At 70.4% G+C, this 17,748-nt stretch carries 17 protein-coding genes; 5 read left to right on the forward strand and 12 right to left on the reverse strand.

Annotation, left to right across the window (positions count from 1 at the left end; genetic code table 11):
- Positions 1-39 precede the first annotated feature (39 nt).
- The 6 genes from LG634_RS25515 to LG634_RS25540 all read right to left on the reverse strand — a co-directional run bounded on the left by LG634_RS25515 (position 40) and on the right by LG634_RS25540 (position 6,746).
- Positions 40-1,098, reverse strand: a complete 1,059-nt coding sequence (locus LG634_RS25515) for an aminotransferase class I/II-fold pyridoxal phosphate-dependent enzyme (protein ID WP_226736706.1) — start codon at positions 1,096-1,098, stop codon at positions 40-42.
- A gap of 56 nt (positions 1,099-1,154) precedes the next feature.
- Positions 1,155-2,324 (reverse strand): homoserine O-acetyltransferase MetX, encoded by a 1,170-nt coding sequence (metX, locus tag LG634_RS25520; RefSeq protein ID WP_226736707.1) that lies wholly within the window; start codon positions 2,322-2,324, stop codon positions 1,155-1,157.
- A 20-nt stretch (positions 2,325-2,344) separates the two neighbouring features.
- A complete protein-coding gene (locus LG634_RS25525; protein ID WP_226736709.1) occupies positions 2,345-3,073 on the reverse strand; it encodes a gamma-glutamyl-gamma-aminobutyrate hydrolase family protein in 729 nt (242 codons plus the stop codon).
- Positions 3,070-4,401, reverse strand: coding sequence for an O-acetylhomoserine aminocarboxypropyltransferase/cysteine synthase family protein (locus tag LG634_RS25530; protein ID WP_226736711.1), 1,332 nt, complete (start codon positions 4,399-4,401; stop codon positions 3,070-3,072). The genes LG634_RS25525 and LG634_RS25530 overlap by 4 nt, the downstream gene beginning before the upstream one ends.
- A complete protein-coding gene (locus tag LG634_RS25535; RefSeq protein ID WP_226736713.1) occupies positions 4,388-5,455 on the reverse strand; it encodes a fatty acid desaturase family protein in 1,068 nt (355 codons plus the stop codon). Before LG634_RS25535 ends, LG634_RS25530 begins: the two co-directional genes overlap by 14 nt.
- A gap of 88 nt (positions 5,456-5,543) precedes the next feature.
- Positions 5,544-6,746 (reverse strand): ATP-grasp domain-containing protein, encoded by a 1,203-nt coding sequence (locus tag LG634_RS25540; protein ID WP_226736715.1) that lies wholly within the window; start codon positions 6,744-6,746, stop codon positions 5,544-5,546.
- A 413-nt stretch (positions 6,747-7,159) separates the two neighbouring features.
- Between LG634_RS25540 and argC the strand changes: the two genes are divergently transcribed.
- From argC to LG634_RS25565, 5 genes are read left to right on the forward strand one after another with little or no spacing between them, the layout of a single operon-like run.
- Positions 7,160-8,191, forward strand: coding sequence for an N-acetyl-gamma-glutamyl-phosphate reductase (gene argC, locus LG634_RS25545; protein ID WP_226736717.1), 1,032 nt, complete (start codon positions 7,160-7,162; stop codon positions 8,189-8,191).
- Between the two features lie 39 nt (positions 8,192-8,230).
- Positions 8,231-9,103, forward strand: a complete 873-nt coding sequence (locus LG634_RS25550) for a [LysW]-aminoadipate kinase (protein ID WP_226736719.1) — start codon at positions 8,231-8,233, stop codon at positions 9,101-9,103.
- Positions 9,100-9,663, forward strand: coding sequence for an adenylyl-sulfate kinase (cysC, locus tag LG634_RS25555; RefSeq protein WP_226736721.1), 564 nt, complete (start codon positions 9,100-9,102; stop codon positions 9,661-9,663). Before LG634_RS25550 ends, cysC begins: the two co-directional genes overlap by 4 nt.
- A gap of 5 nt (positions 9,664-9,668) precedes the next feature.
- Positions 9,669-10,607 carry a sulfate adenylyltransferase subunit CysD gene (cysD, locus tag LG634_RS25560; RefSeq protein WP_226736762.1) on the forward strand — a complete coding sequence of 313 codons (939 nt, stop codon included), beginning with the start codon at positions 9,669-9,671 and terminating at the stop codon, positions 10,605-10,607.
- A gap of 17 nt (positions 10,608-10,624) precedes the next feature.
- Entirely contained in the window at positions 10,625-11,911 is a 1,287-nt protein-coding gene (locus LG634_RS25565) for a sulfate adenylyltransferase subunit 1 (RefSeq protein WP_226736722.1), read from the forward strand.
- A gap of 192 nt (positions 11,912-12,103) precedes the next feature.
- Here LG634_RS25565 and LG634_RS25570 read toward each other — a convergent pair whose 3' ends face one another.
- The 6 genes from LG634_RS25570 to LG634_RS25595 all read right to left on the reverse strand — a co-directional run bounded on the left by LG634_RS25570 (position 12,104) and on the right by LG634_RS25595 (position 17,722).
- The gene (locus tag LG634_RS25570) at positions 12,104-12,817 is read right to left on the reverse strand and encodes a 4'-phosphopantetheinyl transferase family protein (protein WP_226736724.1); all 714 of its coding nucleotides are present in this window, start codon (positions 12,815-12,817) and stop codon (positions 12,104-12,106) included.
- Positions 12,818-12,827: 10 nt separating this feature from the next.
- Positions 12,828-14,225 carry a glutamine synthetase family protein gene (locus tag LG634_RS25575; RefSeq protein WP_226736726.1) on the reverse strand — a complete coding sequence of 466 codons (1,398 nt, stop codon included), beginning with the start codon at positions 14,223-14,225 and terminating at the stop codon, positions 12,828-12,830.
- Positions 14,226-14,434: 209 nt separating this feature from the next.
- Complete coding sequence (locus LG634_RS25580) at positions 14,435-14,614, reverse strand: lysine biosynthesis protein LysW (RefSeq protein ID WP_264203582.1); 180 nt, start codon at positions 14,612-14,614, stop codon at positions 14,435-14,437.
- An 8-nt stretch (positions 14,615-14,622) separates the two neighbouring features.
- Positions 14,623-15,591 carry a transketolase family protein gene (locus LG634_RS25585; protein ID WP_226736729.1) on the reverse strand — a complete coding sequence of 323 codons (969 nt, stop codon included), beginning with the start codon at positions 15,589-15,591 and terminating at the stop codon, positions 14,623-14,625.
- Positions 15,588-16,430, reverse strand: a complete 843-nt coding sequence (locus LG634_RS25590) for a transketolase (RefSeq protein WP_226736731.1) — start codon at positions 16,428-16,430, stop codon at positions 15,588-15,590. Before LG634_RS25590 ends, LG634_RS25585 begins: the two co-directional genes overlap by 4 nt.
- On the reverse strand, positions 16,427-17,722 hold the full coding sequence (locus LG634_RS25595) for a DegT/DnrJ/EryC1/StrS family aminotransferase (RefSeq protein WP_226736733.1): 1,296 nt from the start codon (positions 17,720-17,722) through the stop codon (positions 16,427-16,429). The genes LG634_RS25590 and LG634_RS25595 overlap by 4 nt, the downstream gene beginning before the upstream one ends.
- Positions 17,723-17,748: the final 26 nt, after the last annotated feature.

A 17,748-nucleotide genomic window follows, 5' to 3' on the forward strand; every position in this document is an offset into this window, starting at 1 on the left:
GCCGAAGGACGGGGGCGGCATCATGCCGTCGGAGGTCGCTCACGCGTACGACAACTGCGGCGTCATCGAGGCCTTGAGGTCCGCCAGCTCCACGGCGGTGGGTGCCGTGATGCGCAGCCCGGAGACACGCCCCGGCTGCGTGCCGTCGAAGGCCCGTACGGCCACTCCGTGGTCGAGGAAGAACCGGTGCGCCTCGACGGGGTCGTCGACGGCGATGAAGCGGTAGTGCACGGGGACGCCGCGCACCAGTCCGGGGAACCGGTCGCCGAGGATCTCCTCCAGGACGAGGGCGTTGATCAGCAGCGCGGACCGGGTGCGCTCTTCCCACTCGGTGTCGGCGAGGGCGGCGGTCGCCAGGGCCACGTCGACGTACGAGAGGGACCAGTTGCGCTTGCGCTCGGCCACCTTCGCGTGGATCTCCGGGTTCAGCGTCCACAGCGCGCCGGTGCGGGTGCCGGCGATGCCGAAGAACTTGTTCGGGGAACGCAGCACGACCACGTTCGTCAGGCCGGTCTGCGTCATCGAGAGTTCGCGGTGCTCGGGCAGGAACTCGATGTACGCCTCGTCGACGATGAGGACCGAGTCCGGGTTGGCGCGGCAGATCTCCGCCAGATCGTCCCGGTGCAGATGGAAGCCCAGCGGATTGTTCGGGTTGGACAGGAAGACGTAGGGATGGCTCCGCATTCCTGCGGCCACCCGGTCCAGGCGCGACCGGGGCGTCTCCACGGTGCCCGGCGGCGGGTCCAGGTGCGTGGGGAACCAGCGGATGGTGTCGGTGTAGTCGGGCGTGATGACGGCGACCTGCTCCGTCGGCAGAACCTCGGCGAGGACGCGGATGAACTCGGTGATCCCGCGTCCGGGTATCAGCTGCTCCGGCGCCGTCCGCATGAAGTCCGCGTAGGCCCCGGTGAAGCGCTCCTCGGATCCGTAGGGGTGCGCGAGGAGGTGCTCCGGCCTGATGGACCGCAGTGCGGCCTCCACGACGGGAGGCGGACCGTAGCGGTTCACACAGGTCCCCAGGTCCAGGTACTCCCGGTCGAGGAGACCCCTCAGGTCCCCTCCCTGGGTGTTCACCGCGGTCGGCGTGTTCTCGATCAAGACATGTCCCTACAGACGTTGCGGATGAAGGTGTGCACTGCTCCGGGCGTACGGCGTCACACGGCCGGCGGCGTGAGGACGGCTCTCAGCTCGTCCAGGTATCCGGGGACCTCCAGCAGAAAGGCGTCATGACCGGCGCTCGACGTGGTGTCCCGGTAGTGGGTGACTTCCGTGAGCCCCGTGGCCGTCAGCTCGTCCAGGAGTTCCCCGGTGACGTCGCTGCCGAAGAGCCGGTCCGAGGCGAAGCTGAACACGTGGACCGCGGGATCGGCGTCCGGTGACAGGACGTGCGGTCGGGCGAAGGCGTCGAACCGGTCCATCGCGCTCGTGAGGTGGAGATAGGTGTTGGCGTCGAAGCGGTCCACGAACTTGCCGGCCTGGTGCTCGAGGTAGCGCTCGACGGCATAGCGTCCGTGCGCCGGCCCGACGGGCTCGGAGCCGATCTGGACGGAGCGCCCGAACTTGGCCTCCAGTGATTCGGGAGACATGTACGTGAGGTGGGCGACCATCCGTGCGATCCCGAGGCCCTGTCGGGGGCCCGGCCCGAAGAGACCGTCCACGTACCGGCCGTCGTCGAAGTGCGGGTCGGAGCGGATCGCCGCCCGGCCGACCGCGTGGGCCGCCAGACCGTCGGTGGTCAGCCGGGGCGCCGTCCCGATGAGCACGAAGCGCCTCGCGTCGCCGGGATGGCGCAGCAGCCACTCCAGCGCCTGCATGCCGCCCAGCGAGCCGCCGACCACCGCGTGCAGGCGGCCGATGCCGAGATGCGCGAGCAGCGCCCGGTGCACGGTGACGATGTCCGGGACCGTGATCTCGGGGAAGTCCGGTCCGAGCGGCCGGCCGGTCGCCCCCGGGGACAGCGGCCCCGTCGTTCCCGCACAGCCGCCCAGCACGTTGGCGGACACGACGTGGAAGACGTCGGTGTCGATGGGCCGGCCCGGGCCGACCATCACGTCCCACCACCCGGGGATGTCGTCCGGGTCGTGCTGCGCCGGGTGTGAGTCCCCGGTCAGGGCATGGCAGACGAACACCGTGTTGTCGTGGTGGGGCGAGGGGGTCCCGTACTGCTCGTAGGCGACCTGCACGTGGGAGAGCGAACGGCCCGACTCGAGGACGAGCGGACTGTCCCGGGTGAAGAGGGTGGCGACCTCCAGATGACGGCTGAGGGCTGCGGGCAGGCCGGGGGTGGTGGCCCTGGGGTCTTCGGTGGCGAGAGACGTGTTCAAGATTGTCAGTTCTCCAGAAGTCAGCGGCCCGCCGTGTGTTTCCGGACGGCCTCACCGAAAGCGTGGAAGATCCTCCTCGACAGCGGGTCCGTGGTGGCGTACCACTCGGGGTGCCACTGCACGGCGAACCCGAAGGGGTGGCCGCCTTCGGTGACGGACACCGCCTCGATGACGCCGTCCGGAGCCACGGCTTCGATCCGAAGCCCCTCGCCCAGACGGTCGATCGCTTGGCCGTGGAGGGAGTTCACCCGAGCCGAACCGACGCGGTCGGTCAGCTCGTCCAGCAGTCCGCCCACGACGATCCGGATCACGTGGGCGGGAAGGTACTGCTCGTCCCGGGGCAGCGAGAGGTCCTCGCGATGAGTCCCCGGTTCGAGGGTGCGCAGGGTGCCGCCGTGGGCGACGTTCAGCTCCTGCAGTCCTCGGCAGATGCCGAGGACGGGGAGACCGGCCCCGACGGCCGCCGGGATCAGCGCGAGCGCGAGTGCGTCGCGATCGGGATCGAACGGGCCGGGCCCGGACGACGCCGCGTAGCGCTCGGGCGCGACGTTCGTCTCATGACCGCCGAGCACCAGTCCGTCGTACCGGTCGAGGTGGGCGGCGAAGGTGTGGCCGGCCCCCGGGATGAGGGCGACGTCGCACTCGGCCGCCTCCTCCAGCGCGGCGACGTAGGCGTGGCGCACCGCGTCGTGCCGTACGTCGTCCCAGGTCTCGGCCGAGCACGCGAGAGCGACGAGCGGCCGGGTCATGAGCGGTCCAACGCCTGACCGAGGTCGGCCAGCAGATCGTCGACGTGCTCGATGCCGACGGCGAGGCGGATGGATCCCTGGGTGACTCCGGCAGCGAGCTGCTCCTGCTCGGGGAGCTGGGCATGGGTGGTCGAGGCGGGGTGGGTGGCGAGTGAGCGGACGTCACCGACGTTCGTCGCATGCGAGATGAGTCCGAGCGACTCGATGAACCTGCAGCCGGCTTCCCGTCCGCCGGTCAGCTCGAACTGGACGAGCGGCCCGCCGTTCGCACCGAAGTAGCGGGCGGCGAGCTCGGCCTGCTCGCCGGTGGCGAGACTGGGATGGCGCACCGCGCCCACCTTGGGGTGCTTCTCGAGGAAGCGTGCCACTGCGGTCGCGTTCTCCCCGTGGGCACGCATCCGCAGGTGCAGCGTCTCCATGCCCTGGAGCAGCAGCCAGGCGTTGAACGGGCTGAGGCAGGGGCCCAGGTCGCGCATCAGGGTCTCGCGGGCCTTGAGCAGATAGCTGCTCCGCCCGAGCGCGGTGTCCAGGTGCTTGCCGGTACGCGTCCACACCGTTCCGCCGTGCGCCGCGTCCGGCCGGGTCAGCAGCGGGTGGCGCTCCGCGTGGGCCTCCCAGTCGAAGCGTCCGGAGTCGAGGATGAGCCCGCCGAGGGTCGATCCGTGCCCGCCGATGTACTTGGTGGCGGAGTAGACCACGATGTGGGCACCGTGCTCCATCGGCCGGCACACGTACGGGACCATCGTGTTGTCGAGGATCAGCGGCACCCCCGCCTGCTCCCCCAGCTCTGCGACGGCCTCGATGGGGAACACGCTCAGCCGCGGATTGGGCAGGGTCTCCCCGAAGTAGCAGCGGGTGCGCTCGTCCGTGGCGGCGGCGAAGTTCTTCGGGTCCGAAGGACTGACGAAGCGGGTCTCGATGCCCATCCGCTTGAAGGTGTTGGCCAGCAGGTTCCACGTGCCGCCGTACAGCTCGTTGGAGCTGACGATGTTGTCCCCGGCCTGGCACAGGTTCAGCACGGCGAGCGCGATCGCCGCCTGGCCGGAGGCCACGGCGAGCCCGGCGGCGGCCCCCTCCACGGCGGCCATGCGCTCCTCGAGCACATCGCACGTGGGGTTGTTCAGGCGCGAGTAGGCATGTCCGTCCTGCTGGAGGTCGAAGATCCCGGCCGCGTCCGCCGTACTGGGCAGTTCGTACGCGGAGGTCTGGAAGATCGGCGTGACGATCGGCGGTGTGATGCCGAGCCGCCATTCGTATCCGCCGTGAACGGCGGCCGTCTCCGCGGTACGGAATGTCTTGGCCTTCATGGGTGCCTCATGCTGCGGCATTCTTGTACTCCTTTTCCCGGACCATGGAGCGGACTATCGCGGTGATCGCGCTCGGCTGCCCCTGTGGACCTCGGTGCCACAGGCCACCGAACTGGGCGTCCACCTCTGCGTACTTGGGATCGCGCATGCGTATCTCGCGAGCCTGCGGCAGACGGTAGAAGGGCGTGCGCGGGTCGAGATGGTGCTCCAGGTGGTAATGGTCGTTGTGAATCCCGGTGAGCAGCCGCTCCCACGGGCGGCTCTTGCGGTTGCGTGTCATGTAGAGGTCCACCGAGGAGTCCCGCACCAAAGGAGTGTGCTCCGACAGCTCGATGTACCAGCCCAGGATCTGGAAACTCGTCAGATACGGGACGACCCAGAAGAGCAGCAGTTCGAGGAGCCAGTCCCCCTGCCAGGCCGCACCGGCGACGGTCGTCCAGAACATCCAGAATCCGAGCCCGTCGAGAATCCGCTTGCGCCGCTGCACGGGGTTGGCGGAGGCCGAATTCTTCTCCGCCCCGGTGAGGACCCGGTAGCGGTTGCGGACGAGGTAGCGGATATAGGCCCACGTCTGGGAACCGAGCAGCGGCATCAGCACGACCCGCCGTATGTACGACGGCGCCGTGTCCTGCCGATAGGCGCCCTGCTCGATGAAGAAACGCAGGTCGGGATCGAGCTCGGGGCTGCCGAGGCGGGGGTGGTGCGTGTAGACGTGCGACACCTTGTACGCGTAGTGCTGCTGGAAAATCGGGTACGCGGTCAGCACGGTGCCGACGAACATCTGCAGCCTGCGATTCGATATGCCGACCCCGTGCGCACAATCGTGGAGGATCGTCGACAAGCCGCGTTGCCTGGCACCGATGACGAGGGCTGCCAGGGGATAGAACCCATACGATCCGTACACGCACAGCAGGACACAGCCGGCCATCCACACCAGGTCCGCGAGCCATGCCAGCAACGCGCGCACATTGTCAGGTTTGTTCAGCTCCTTCAGGTCGCGTTCCACATCTGCCGGAAAGCGGTACATGGTGTATCGCCGACCCGTGTACGCCCAGGTCGTTGCGTCGGTGGTCACTCACCCTCCCTGCCTCCACCTCGGTGGGGTTCTTCACGCTGGGATTTCGTCGGTCCGCCGCGACTGCGGGCCCTGCCCGCCCGGTCGTTCAACTCGCCGGCGGCGGCGTGATGCGGTATTCGACCTTGCTCCGGACGGTCTCCACGCGTTCGCGCAACCGGCTCACGGAATCGGCGACGACCGCGAAGCGGAGGAAGAAGTTCTCCTGCTCCAAGTCCGTGATCCGGTAGCCGTTGGTGATCAGTGCGCCGACCACGCCGGGCAGCTCGCGCAGATCGGCCTCCGTGGTGTCCACCTGGACGGTGCCGAGCTCGCTGCCTTCCATGTCGATCCAGCCGATGACCGGCCGGTCCCGAAGAGGAATCGGACCATCCAGCGTGAATTCCCCGAGTGCCATGGAGACCAGTGCCTCGATCGGGTCGATCCCGCTGATCTCGCGGACCGCTGCGGGGATCATGCCGCCGCCGGGGCGTGGATTGATCTCGATGAGCTCCGTGCGGCCGTCCTCGGCGGCCCGGCCCTCCAGGTGCAGCCAGACAGGGCCGAGACGGAGGTCGGTGCAGAGCGCGGTGATCCTCTCGCACAGGACGCGCACGCCCTCGCGGACGTGGTCCTGCTGGGGCGGATGGAACTCGAGTCCCGCGTCATGGTGCCTGACGTCGTCGTGTTCGGGCTTCTCGACCGCCAGGACCGGATGGAACCGGCCGTCGACGACGGGGCCGTCCACGGAGAACTCGACTCCGGGCAGGTACTCCTCGATGATCAGCTCGGTGTCGGCCAGGCCGGCGTCGGCCAGGCGGTGCCGGTAGGCGAGGAGCTCCTGCGGACCGTCCACTCGGCTTACCAGCCGCGAGGCCCCGGAATCACGCGAGGGTTTGACGATGGCGGGGAAGAAGTCCGCGGTCGCCGGGTCGTCGGAGAAGCGAATGCCGGACAGCCCCAGGGCCTGCATGCGCTCTCGAACCAGCACCTTGTCGAGCAGCACGCGGCGACTCTCTTCGGCGCCCGGAATGCCGTAGTGCGCGGCCAGGCCCATATGCCAGGAGGCCAGTGATTCGAGCATGTTGACGACCGCCACGGGGACGATCCCACGCTGTTCGAGCCGGGTCGTGAGGACGGACAAATCCTCGCTCTCCCAGTCGACCAGGACATGGTCGTCGCATGTGTCGCGGTGACGGTTGTCGGGCAGTTCGGAGACCAGCACCGAACGCAGCCCACGGGCTCGCAGCTGTTCGGCGACAAGAGCCACGCCGCCGAAATGCAGCTTGGAGAAGATGAGTACGGATTTCACGCCGTGACCCTCCAGGGTTGGTGTTCGGCAGTGATGGACGATCGATTGACGAAACAGGGCGAGCCCTGCCCTCGCGGACCGGAGCCGGGTGCAGATTCTGCGTGGTTCACACGCTCGCCGCCCTCCGGCGGGTAAGCCGGAGCAGAAGGGCGCGTCGCAACATTCCGGTGCGTCTTTCAGGGTGACACGGACGGGATTGCCGCCGAGTAATCGGGACGCGTAGTCATGCGGCCGGAATGTCATCCCGATGCGTCATCGGGAATGCTTTTGCCGCGGACGTGTCCGGGGCGGATGGGTTCGTAGGTTGCGTTTTCGATGCGGCGGACGGTTGCGCCGGTCGATCAGGCATGTGTGAGTGAAAGGGAGAGCCGCATGGCCGTGGCCTTGAGCGAATTCTTGATCGGGGTGGAGTCGTGATAAGGGTGGCGGTGGCCGGAGCGGCCGGCTATATCGGCGGAGAGCTGCTGCGACTGCTGATCGGTCACCCCGAGGTCGAGGTGGTCGGCGCGGTTTCCTCGCGTTTCCCCGGCAAGCGGGTCGACGGGGTGCATCCGAATCTGCGGGCCTCCACCGATCTGCTGTTCTGCTCCGCCGACGAGGTCGGCGAGTGCGACGCGGTCTTCCTGGCCCTGCCGCACCGGGCCGTGATGACCCAGATCGACCACTGGACCCAGCGGGCCGAACTCGTCATCGACCTGACCGGTGACTTCCGCCTCGACGACCCGTCGGCCTTCGAGCGCTATTACGGCGAGGAGCACCAGGCCCCGCATCTGCTGGACGCCTTCGTGCCCGGCCTGCCCGAACTGCACCGCGAGCGGCTGCGCAGCGCGAACCTGATCAGCGTGCCCGGCTGCATGGCCACGTCCGGCGTGCTGGCCCTCCACCCGCTCGTCGAGCACGGTCTGATCGAGACGGGTGCGGGGGTCCAGATCGACGCCCGCACCGGCTCCAGCGGCTCCGGGTCCACCGCCGGCCCGGCGAATCTGCACGCCGAACGCAGCGGCGCGATGCGGGTGTTCGCTCCCACCAGCCACCGTCACGAGGCGGAGATCTCCCAGCACCTGGGAGTGCCGGCAAGGATGACCGCCACGGGCGTCGAAGCCGTCCGCGGGGTCCAGACCATCTGCCACGCCACCCTGCGTCCCGGCGTCGACAAAGCCGCCGTCCGGCGGGCCTACCGCCGGCAGTACGCCGAGGAACCCTTCGTCCGCGTCGTCGCCCACCAGCGCGGCATCTTCCGCTATCCCGACCCGAAGATCCTCCTGGGATCCAACTTCTGCGACGTCGGGTACGCACTGGACGAGGACACCGGGCGCCTGACCGCCATCGGCGCCCTCGACAACCTCGTCAAGGGCGGTGCGGGCAACGCCGTCCAGTGCCTCAACATCCGCATGGGCCGGCCCGAAGCACTCGGCCTGACCTTCCCCGGCCTCCACCCCCTTTAGTTGCACCCAGCCCTCCCGCCCCCGCCCACCGGAGAGATCGTGACCAGCACACCACTCACCGTCGTCAAGTGCGGCGGCAATCCGGCCGTCGACGCCGCGGGCATCTGTGCCGACATCGCCCGCCTCGTCCGCGAAGGGCACTCCGTCGTCCTGGTCCACGGAGGCTCCGGAGAGATCAGGCGGCTCGCCGGGGAACTCGGCGTGCCGCAGCGCACACTCGTCGCCCCGGACAACGTCACCACGCGCTACACCGACCCGGCCACGCTCGACGTGGTCGTCCTCGCGCTGACCGGCTCGGTCAAACCCAAGCTGGTCGCGGAGCTCGCCCGCCACGACGTGCCCGCGGTCGGACTCACCGGCATGGACGGCGGCATGCTCCGCGCCCGCCGCAAGTCCGTCATCCGCACCGTCGTCGACGGCCGCACCGTGCTCATCCGCGACAACCACAGCGGCCGGCTCACCACCGTCCGGACCGAACTGCTCGAGACGCTGCTGCGCATCGGTCACGTCCCGGTCGTCTCGCCGCCCGCCATCGACGAACACGACCACCCGGTCAACGTCGACGCCGACCGTGCCGCGGCGGCGCTCGCCGTCGCGCTCGGCGCCGACCGGCTCCTGCTGCTCACCGGGGCACCCGGCGTACTCGCCGACCCCGACGACCCCACCAGCGTGCAGGGCACCCATCACGTATCCCCGACCGGCCCGCCCGACCCGTCCGCCACCGGCGGCATGGCACTCAAGCTCATCGCCGCACGCGAGGCACTCGCCGGCGGTGTCGGCACCGTGCGCATCGCGGACGGACGTACCCCCGACCCCGTCAGCCGGGCACTCGCAGGAGCCGGCACCACGGTGCGCATCGCCCCTGCCGACGAGCCGGTCCACAGCTCCCGCGAAACGGAGATCCGCGCATGACCGAACCGAATGGCAAACCAGCCGCGTGGCAGGGCGGCACGGTATGGCTGACCGGACTGCCGAGCGCAGGCAAGACCACCATCGCGGTGGGCCTCGCCGAGCGGCTGCAGGCCGAGGGACACCGCGTGCAGGTACTCGACGGCGACGAGGTCCGTGCGGCGCTCTCGGCGGAACTGGGCTTCTCGAAGGAGGACCGGGACACCAACGTGCGTCGGATCGGCTACGTGGCCGGCCTGCTCGCCGCACACGGCGTCACCGTGCTGGTGCCGGTGATCGCTCCGTACGCGATGTCACGGGACGCGGTGCGTGACCGGCACGCCGCACAGGGCGTCCCCTACCTCGAGGTGCATGTGGCGACTCCGGTGGAGATCTGCGCGGACCGGGACGTGAAGGGCCTGTACGCCATGCAGGCCGCGGGCGGACTCAGCGGTCTCACCGGCGCGGACGACCCCTACGAGGCGCCGGTCCGCCCCCGGCTGCGCCTCCACACGCAGGACCTGACCGTCGAGGAGTCGGTCCGGCAGGTGCACGCGCTGCTCACCGAGGAAGGTCTGTCATGAGCGTCATGACCCCGGCCGCGCCCGCCGGCCCGCAGCACTCCCCGGCACCCTCCCCCATGACCCACCTCGAAGCCCTGGAAGCCGAGGCGGCACACGTCTTCCGTGAGGTGGCGGGAGAATTCGACCGGTCGACGCTGCTGTTCTCCGGCGGCAAGGACTCGATCGTCATGCTGCACGTGGCGCTCAAGGCGTTCGCTCCGGCGCCACTGCCGTTCTCGCTGCTGCACGTGGACACCGGCCACAACTTCCCCGAGGTGATCGCCTACCGCGACCGCATCGTCGAGAAGCACGGACTCCGCCTCGACGTGGCGTCCGTACAGTCGTACATCGACGACGGAAGGCTCCGCGAGCGGCCCGACGGCACCCGCAACCCGCTGCAGACCGTACCCCTGCTGGACGCAGTCCGTGAGGGCCGCTTCGGTGCGGTCTTCGGCGGCGGCAGGCGCGACGAGGAGAAGGCCCGCGCCAAGGAGCGGATCTTCAGCCTGCGGGACGAGTTCGGCGGCTGGGATCCGCGCCGGCAGCGGCCCGAGCTGTGGCAGCTGTACAACGGGCGCCACCAGCCGGGCGAGCACGTCCGGGTCTTCCCCCTGTCCAACTGGACCGAACTCGACGTCTGGCAGTACATCGAGCAGGAGGGCATCGAGCTGCCGGAGATCTACTTCGCGCACTGGCGCAAGGTGTTCCGGCGCGACGGCATGTGGCTGGCGCCCGGTGACTGGGGCGGCCCCCGGGACGACGAGTCCCTGTGCGAGCGCCAGGTCCGGTACCGGACGGTGGGTGACATGTCCTGCACCGGCGCAGTCGACTCGTCGGCCGGGGCGGTCGGCGCCGTGATCGCGGAGATCGCGGCGAGCCGGGTGACCGAGCGCGGTGCGAGCCGGGCCGACGACCGGCTGTCCGAGGCAGCCATGGAGGACCGCAAGCGAGAAGGGTACTTCTAGACATGTCAACAGGCGTCATGGAGAAGGCAGTTCAGGGCGGCGCGTCCGGCCGGTTCCCGGGTGGCCTGCTGCGGCTGGCCACCTGCGGGTCGGTCGACGACGGCAAGTCCACGTTGGTCGGACGGCTGCTGTACGACACCAAGTCCGTTCTCGCCGACCAGGCGGCGGCCATCGAGGAGGTCTCACGCAGGCGGGGCCAGGACGGGCCCGACCTGGCGCTGCTCACCGACGGCCTGCGGGCGGAACGGGAGCAGGGCATCACCATCGACGTGGCCTACCGCTACTTCGCGACGCCCAAGCGGCGGTTCATCCTCGCGGACACACCGGGCCACGTGCAGTTCACGCGCAACATGGTCACCGGTGCGTCCACCGCGGACCTGGCGGTGATCCTCGTCGACGCGCGCCAGGGGGTGGTCGCCCAGACGATGAAGCACTGCGCGATCGCGGCCCTGCTCCGGGTCCCGCAGGTCGTGCTGGCGGTCAACAAAATGGACACCGTCGGCTACCGGGAGTCGGTCTTCGCCGAGATCGCGGAGGAGTTCGCCGAGCGGGCGGGCAAGCTGGGCATCGCCGACGTCACCGCCATCCCGATGTCGGCGCTGACGGGCGACAACGTCGTCGTACCGTCGGCACGCATGGACTGGTACGGCGGTGACACGCTGCTGTCCCATCTGGAGAACGTGCCGCTCGGCGCAGAACCGGCCGACATGCCGGTGCGGCTTCCGGTGCAGTACGTGATCCGCAACCCCTCCGGCGACCGGCAGTCGGTGGAACGCTGGCTGACCGGGCAGCTCGCCTCCGGCCTGCTCAGGGTCGGCGACCCCGTGGTCGTGCAGCCGTCCGGGACGGCCTCCACGGTCGCCGGCCTCAGCGTGCTCGGCCGCGAGACCGACACCGTGAGGGCACTCCAGCCGGTGGCCGTCCGGCTCGCCGACGACGTCGACATCTCCCGGGGCGACATGCTGACCGCGGGCGCCGCTCCCCGGACGGTCCGTCACCTCAGCGCCAAGGTCTGCAACCTGCACGACCGTCCGCTGCGCACGCGCCAGCGGGTGCTGCTCAAGCACACCACCAGGACGGTCCCCGCGATGGTGGAGCAGATCGACTACCGCCTGGACGTCACCGACGCGCACCGGCTGCCCTGCGATGACGTCCTGGCCGTCAACGACATCGGCGGCGTGCGGATCCGCACCGCCGAGCCGCTCGCCGTCGACGACTACCTGGAGAACCGGCGGACCGGCTCGTTCCTGCTCATCGACCCGCAGGACGGGGCGACGCTCGCCGCCGGGATGATCGGCGCGTGAGGGCCGGCCCCGGTGGTCTTGACCGGGCGGCAGGGCCCAGGACGTCATCGGTGGTCACCGCGAGCGCTTCGCTGGCGGCGTGACCACGGCTTGGCGGCGCCCCGTGGTCCGCTCCACCCGACCGGTGGAGCGGACCACGAGCGCGCGGCCCGGGCTCCTCCCGCCTGGCCGTCCGGCGCCGGTACCGCCTGATCAGCTGCCGGTCGCCGTCACGTCCGGGCACGCCGGAAGGGCGCGGTGCATGCGGACCGCGCAGGGTTCCGGGGAATTCACCGCAACGGCAGCGGCGTATCCGGTGCCCAGCGGGACGTCGGTGAGCTGCCAGCCCGGCAGGCCGGCGCGTACGTCGTCCACCGCGAGGCCGCGGCGAAGGCCGGTGCCCAGGCCCTTCAGATAGGCCTCCTTGCGAGCCCACAGGCGGGCGAAGGCTGCCGGCCGGTCTTCCGGGGCCGCAGCCTCGACTTCCGCGCTTTCCGACGGATGCAGCAAGTGCGCGAGCTGCGCCGCGGCCTCCGGGTCCGGCACGGGCTCCGCATCGACGCCGATCGGGACCGGCGCGACTCCGATCAGCACCAGATCCCGGCTGTGTGACAGCGAGAACTCCAGGGGTGCGGAGGGCAGGACGGGCCGCCCGTGGGGCTCCCGGCAGCAAGGGCAGGGGGCGCGGGCGAAGCGTAGTGCGCCGGGTGCCGCGCCGGTCAGAGCCGCCAGGACCACACGGAGCGCCACGTGGGCGAACCCGTAGAGCACACGGTCACCGTCGTGGGTGAGGGCCGCCATGCGACGGCGCTCCCCCTCGTCCAGGACCGACCGGTCGAGCCACGCGTCCGGGACACCGGCCGGCAGCTGCAGCGCCCAGACGTGCACGTCGTCCACAACGCGTGCTCCGGTGCCCGTCAGGTCCACAGCCGTTCCCTCACATGCGCTCGAAGGAGCGGAACCGCTCCCAGTCGGTGACCGCGCCGTCGAACGCGTCCAGTTCGACGCGCGCCATGTTCCGGTAGTGCTCGACGACGTCGTCCCCGAAGGCCTCGCGGGCGATCTCGCTGCGTTCCCAGAGAGCAGCGGCTTCGCCCAGCGTCGTGGGGACGGTCGGGACGCGCACGCCGTCGGCGGCGGAGTAGGCGTTGCCCGCGCAGGGTGCCGGCAGGGGCAGCTCGTTCTCGATGCCGTACAAGCCGGCGGCGATGAGGCCGGCCACGGCGAGGTGGGGGTTGACGTCACCGCCGGGCACCCGGTTCTCCAGGCGCAGCGACGGGCCGCGGCCGACGACGCGCAGTGCGCACGTGCGGTTGTCGAAGCCCCAGGCGGCGGCCGTGGGCGCGAAGGAGCCGGGCCGGAACCGCTTGTAGGAGTTGATGTGGGGCGCATAGAGGAGCGTGAAGTCACGCAGGGCGGCGAGCTGCCCGGCGAGGAAGTGCTCCATCACCGGGGACATGCCGCCGAGGCCGTCCCCGGCCATCACCGGGCGCCCCGCCTCGTTCGTCAGGGAGAGGTGGATGTGGCAGGAGTTGCCCTCGCGCTCGTTGAACTTCGCCATGAAGGTGAGCGCCATGCCCTCCTGGGAGGCGATCTCCTTGGCGCCGGTCTTGTAGATGGCGTGCTGGTCGCAGGTGGCGAGCGCCTCGTCGTAGCGGAAGACGATCTCCTGCTGGCCGAGGTTGCACTCGCCCTTGGCGGACTCGACCGTGAGCCCGGCGCCCGCCATGTCGTTGCGGATGCGGGCGAGGAGGGGCTCGACGCGGCCGGTGCCGAGGACCGAGTAGTCGATGTTGTACAGATTGGCCGGGGTGAGGTCGTGGTAGGCGCGCTTCCAGGCGTCTTCGTAGGTGTCGCGGAAGACGATGAACTCCAGCTCCGTGCCGACCTGCGCAGTCCACCTCTGCCCCTCCTTCTCCAGTCCGGCCTGGGCGAGGCGCTCGATCTGCCGGCGCAGGATCCGGCGCGGCGCTTCGGCGACCGGCGAGCCGTCGTTCCAGGCGAGGTCGGCGACGACCAGCGCGGTGCCGGGCTGCCAGGGGACGCGGCGCAGCGTGGCGGTGTCGGGCCGCATCGCGAAGTCGCCGTAGCCGCGCTCCCAGGACGACATGGCGTACCCGTCGACGGTGTTCATGTCGGCGTCCACCGCGAGCAGGTAGTTGCAGCCCTCGGTGCCGTGCTCGAGCACCTCGGCGAGGAAGAACGGGGCGGCGAACCTCTTGCCCTGCAGGCGCCCCTGCATGTCGGGAAAGGCGAGGATGACCGTGTGGATCTCGCCGCTGTCCACGAGGCGGCGCAGCTCCTCGACCTCGAGCGGGGGGTTTCGGTCAGCCACGGATGGCGCCTCCTTGGTTCGGGGTGTGCTTGGGAGATGGCCCAGAAGGGGCTTCGGGGTTCGTGTGTGCGGCTGCGAGGAAGCGGACCCGGTCCGCGGCGGCCGGCTCTGAAGGCCTGCCGCCGGAGGACCGGGTCCTGTGGAGGAGCCGTCGCGTTCCTTGGTGCTGCGCCGCCGTTCGGCTTTCCTGCCGGCGGTCTGCCCCGGGCCTACTCGCCCCAGTCCTCTTCGACCTCGGGGGCGAGGGCGAGCACCGTGGGGTTCAGTGCCACGATCTCCAGTTCGCTGCGGCAGCCCACGCACTCCAGGATCTCGTTGAGCCGCACCGAATCGCCGATCCGTACCTGTTCCTCGCACTCCGGACAGGCCTGTGCGGTGGTCTTGGTCATGGTCGCGGTCACGAGATGAGTTCCCTTCGATCGGTCCTGCCGGAGCGGGCCTCCGTGTCGAGGGCGGTACGGACCGCCCTGACGACCTGCTCCGCGGTGAGGTCGTAATGTGCGACGAGGTGTTCCTGGTTGCCCACCTCGTCGACGAACCGGTCCGGCATCCCCAGCCTCAGCACCCGGGTGGGCGCCGCCTCCGCCAGAGTCTCGGCGACCGCGCCGCCGAGGCCGCCGCTGCGCCAGTGCTCTTCCAGCGTCACGACGAGCGAGGCGGGGCGGGCCGCGGTCACCAGCGTCTCCGTGTCGAACGGGCGCAGCGTGTGCATGTTCAGCACGGTGGCCTCGATGCCCTGTCCGGCGAGGACGTCCGCTGCCGCGAGGCAGGCGAGTACCGGGTAGGGTCCGCAGCTCGCGAGGACCACGTCGCCGCCCTGCCGCAGTGTCTGCGCCTTTCCGATGACCGGTGGCGGGGCCGCGGGCAGTGCCGGGGTCGGTTTGCGGCCGAGCCGGACGTAGAGCGGTCCGGCCAGGTTCAGGCTCTGCTCGACGAACGCCTCCGTGGCGGCGGCGTCGGCGGGCACCACCACGGTCATTCCGGGCAGTACCCGCATCACGGCGAGGTCTTCCAGGGCCTGGTGCGTCGGGCCGAGGTGGCCCGCGGCGAGACCGCCGTGGGTGGCCATGATGCGGACCGGCAGCTTGTTGTAGGCGATGTCGATCTTGATTGCTTCCAGCGCCCGGGACGTGGCGAAGGCCGCCATCGTGTTGACGAACGGGATCCGCCCGCACGCGGCCATCCCCGCCGCCACGCCCATGAGGTTCTGCTCGGCGATGCCGAGGTTGAGGTACTGGTCGCCGGCGGTCGCGGCGTACTCGGCGTTGAAGAGACCGGTGTCGGAGTCCAGGCAGATCAGTTCGGGATGCCGCCGGAGCAGGGGCAGCAGGCTGTCCCGGTAGGCCTCTCGGGTCGCGCGCGTCATCCGGTGGCCTCCATGGCTTGCAGTGCGCGGGCCGCCCGCGCGTGATTGCGGGGCGACAGGGTCACGTAGTGACTGGCGCTGCGGCCGGCGAGGAAGGGAAGGCCCTGGCCCTTGACCGTGCGGGCGATCAGCACGCTCGGCTTGCCCGGTTCCCACGGTGCGGCGTTGAGGTGGTCCGCGAGTCGGTCCGGGTCATGGCCGTCCACGTCGCGCACCGCCCATCCGAAACTGCGCCAGCGGTCGGCCAGTGGTTCCATCGGGGCGATCCCCTCGGTGGCCCCGGTCAGCTGGAGCCCGTTGCGGTCCACCACCGCCACGAGCCGGTCGAGGCGCAGCGACGCGGCCGCGATGGCCGCCTCCCACACCGAGCCCTCCTGGAGCTCGCCGTCACCGAGCAGTACGAAGGTGCGCGCGTCACGGCCGGCGTACCGGGCGGCCAGCGCGAACCCGCAGCCCAGCGCGAGTCCGTGACCGAGCGAACCGGTCGGCAGCTCCACACCGGGCACCGCGCGCACCGGATGGCCCATCAGCCTGCTGCCGGGGCGTCCGTATCCGGCGAGTTCCTCGACCGGGAAGAAGCCGTGTTCGGCCAGCGTCGCGTAGAGACCGACGGCGGCGTGGCCCTTGCTGAGGAGGAAGCGGTCGCGATCCGGGTCGTCCGGCCGCTGCGGGTCCACCATCAGCACCGAGGAGTACAGCGCGGCGAGGATGTCGGCGCTGGAGAACGCGCCGCCGAGGTGGCCGCCTTCGGGCCCCGCGCACATGTCGACGACGTGCGAGCGGATGCGTGCGGCGACCGCCTGCAGGGTCTCCCGCTCCCGGATCCGGGTGACGGTCATGAGGCCGCCTTCGCGAGCGTGGCCACCATGTCCCGGTTCGCCCAGACCTTCTCGAAGGCGTCGGCGTACAGGCCGAGCAGTTCGCCGGCGCCCGGGTGGAGATGGCGCTTCTGGATGGTGAGCGAGTCGGCGATGACCGCACGGGTCACCGGGTAGCCCTCGCCCGCGGTCGTACCGCTCGCACCGGTCACGGACCACGGGTGGCCGGAGCCGAAGCCGACGCGGTCCACGAAGACCTTCTGGTCGGGCAGCGGCATCAGCTGGTACTGCGACATCGGGACGCCCTCGGCGCGCAGCAGCCGCCGCAGCGCCGAGCGCAGCGCCTCGGGCCGCACGCCGTCGAGGCCGAACGCGGCAGGGTCGAAGCGGAAGCGCAGGATGTGCCAGGCGTGAGTGGTGTCCGGCAGTGCGGTGGGCACCGTCAGGCCCGGCAGCCCGGCCAGGCGCGCGAGGAAGCCCGTGACGTTCTCCTGCCGGGCCCGTTCGTAGGCGTCGAACCGGTCGAGCTGCGTCATGGTGAAGGCGGCCTGGAGGGCGTTCATCTTGTAGTTCCAGCCCAGGCCGTACGAGATGTAGTCGCGGTCCCGGCCGGCCACGATGTCCTCGCCGAACTGCCGTCCGCGGCGGATCTCCGCGGCCAGTCCGGCGTCCTGGGTGACCACCAGGCCGCCCTCGCCACAGGTCGGTATGTTCTTGCTGACCTGGAGGCTGAAGGCGCCCGCGTCACCGATGGCGCCGACCGGCCGTCCGCGGTGCGTCGCGCCGGGAGCCTGGGCGGCGTCCTCGACGATCGCGAGGCCGTGCTTGCGGGCGATCGCGGTGAGCCGGTCCATGTCGGCGGGCGCGCCGTGCAGGTGCACGGGGATGATCGCCTTGGTCCGGTGGGTGATCCGGCGCTCGACGTCGTCCGGATCGATGTTGAAGGTGACCGGGTCGATGTCGGCGAAGACCGGCACCGCCATCTGGTGGACGGGGGCGAGCCCGGTGGCGATGAAGCTGAACGCGGGCACGATCACCTCGTCGCCGGGACCGATGCCGAGCGCGGCCAGGGCGAGGGCCAGGGCCGCGGTGCCGTTGGACACCGCGACGCACGTCTCGTGGCCGAAGCGGCGGGCCCAGTACTCCTCGAGTTGGGACACCGCGTTCACGCCGTCGGTGTCCGACACCAGGCGGGGGCCGTCGAGTGCGTCGAGGACGGCCTTCCGGTCCTCGTCCTCGATCAGCGGCCACTGCACATGGCGCCGGTCCCTCGGCACGGACGCCGTGCCGCCGAACGCTGCCAGCTTGCTCATCACTCTCCATTCCGCTCGGTCGCGGA

This window comes from Streptomyces bambusae (assembly GCF_020532645.1).
Lineage (GTDB): Bacteria > Actinomycetota > Actinomycetes > Streptomycetales > Streptomycetaceae > Streptomyces > Streptomyces bambusae.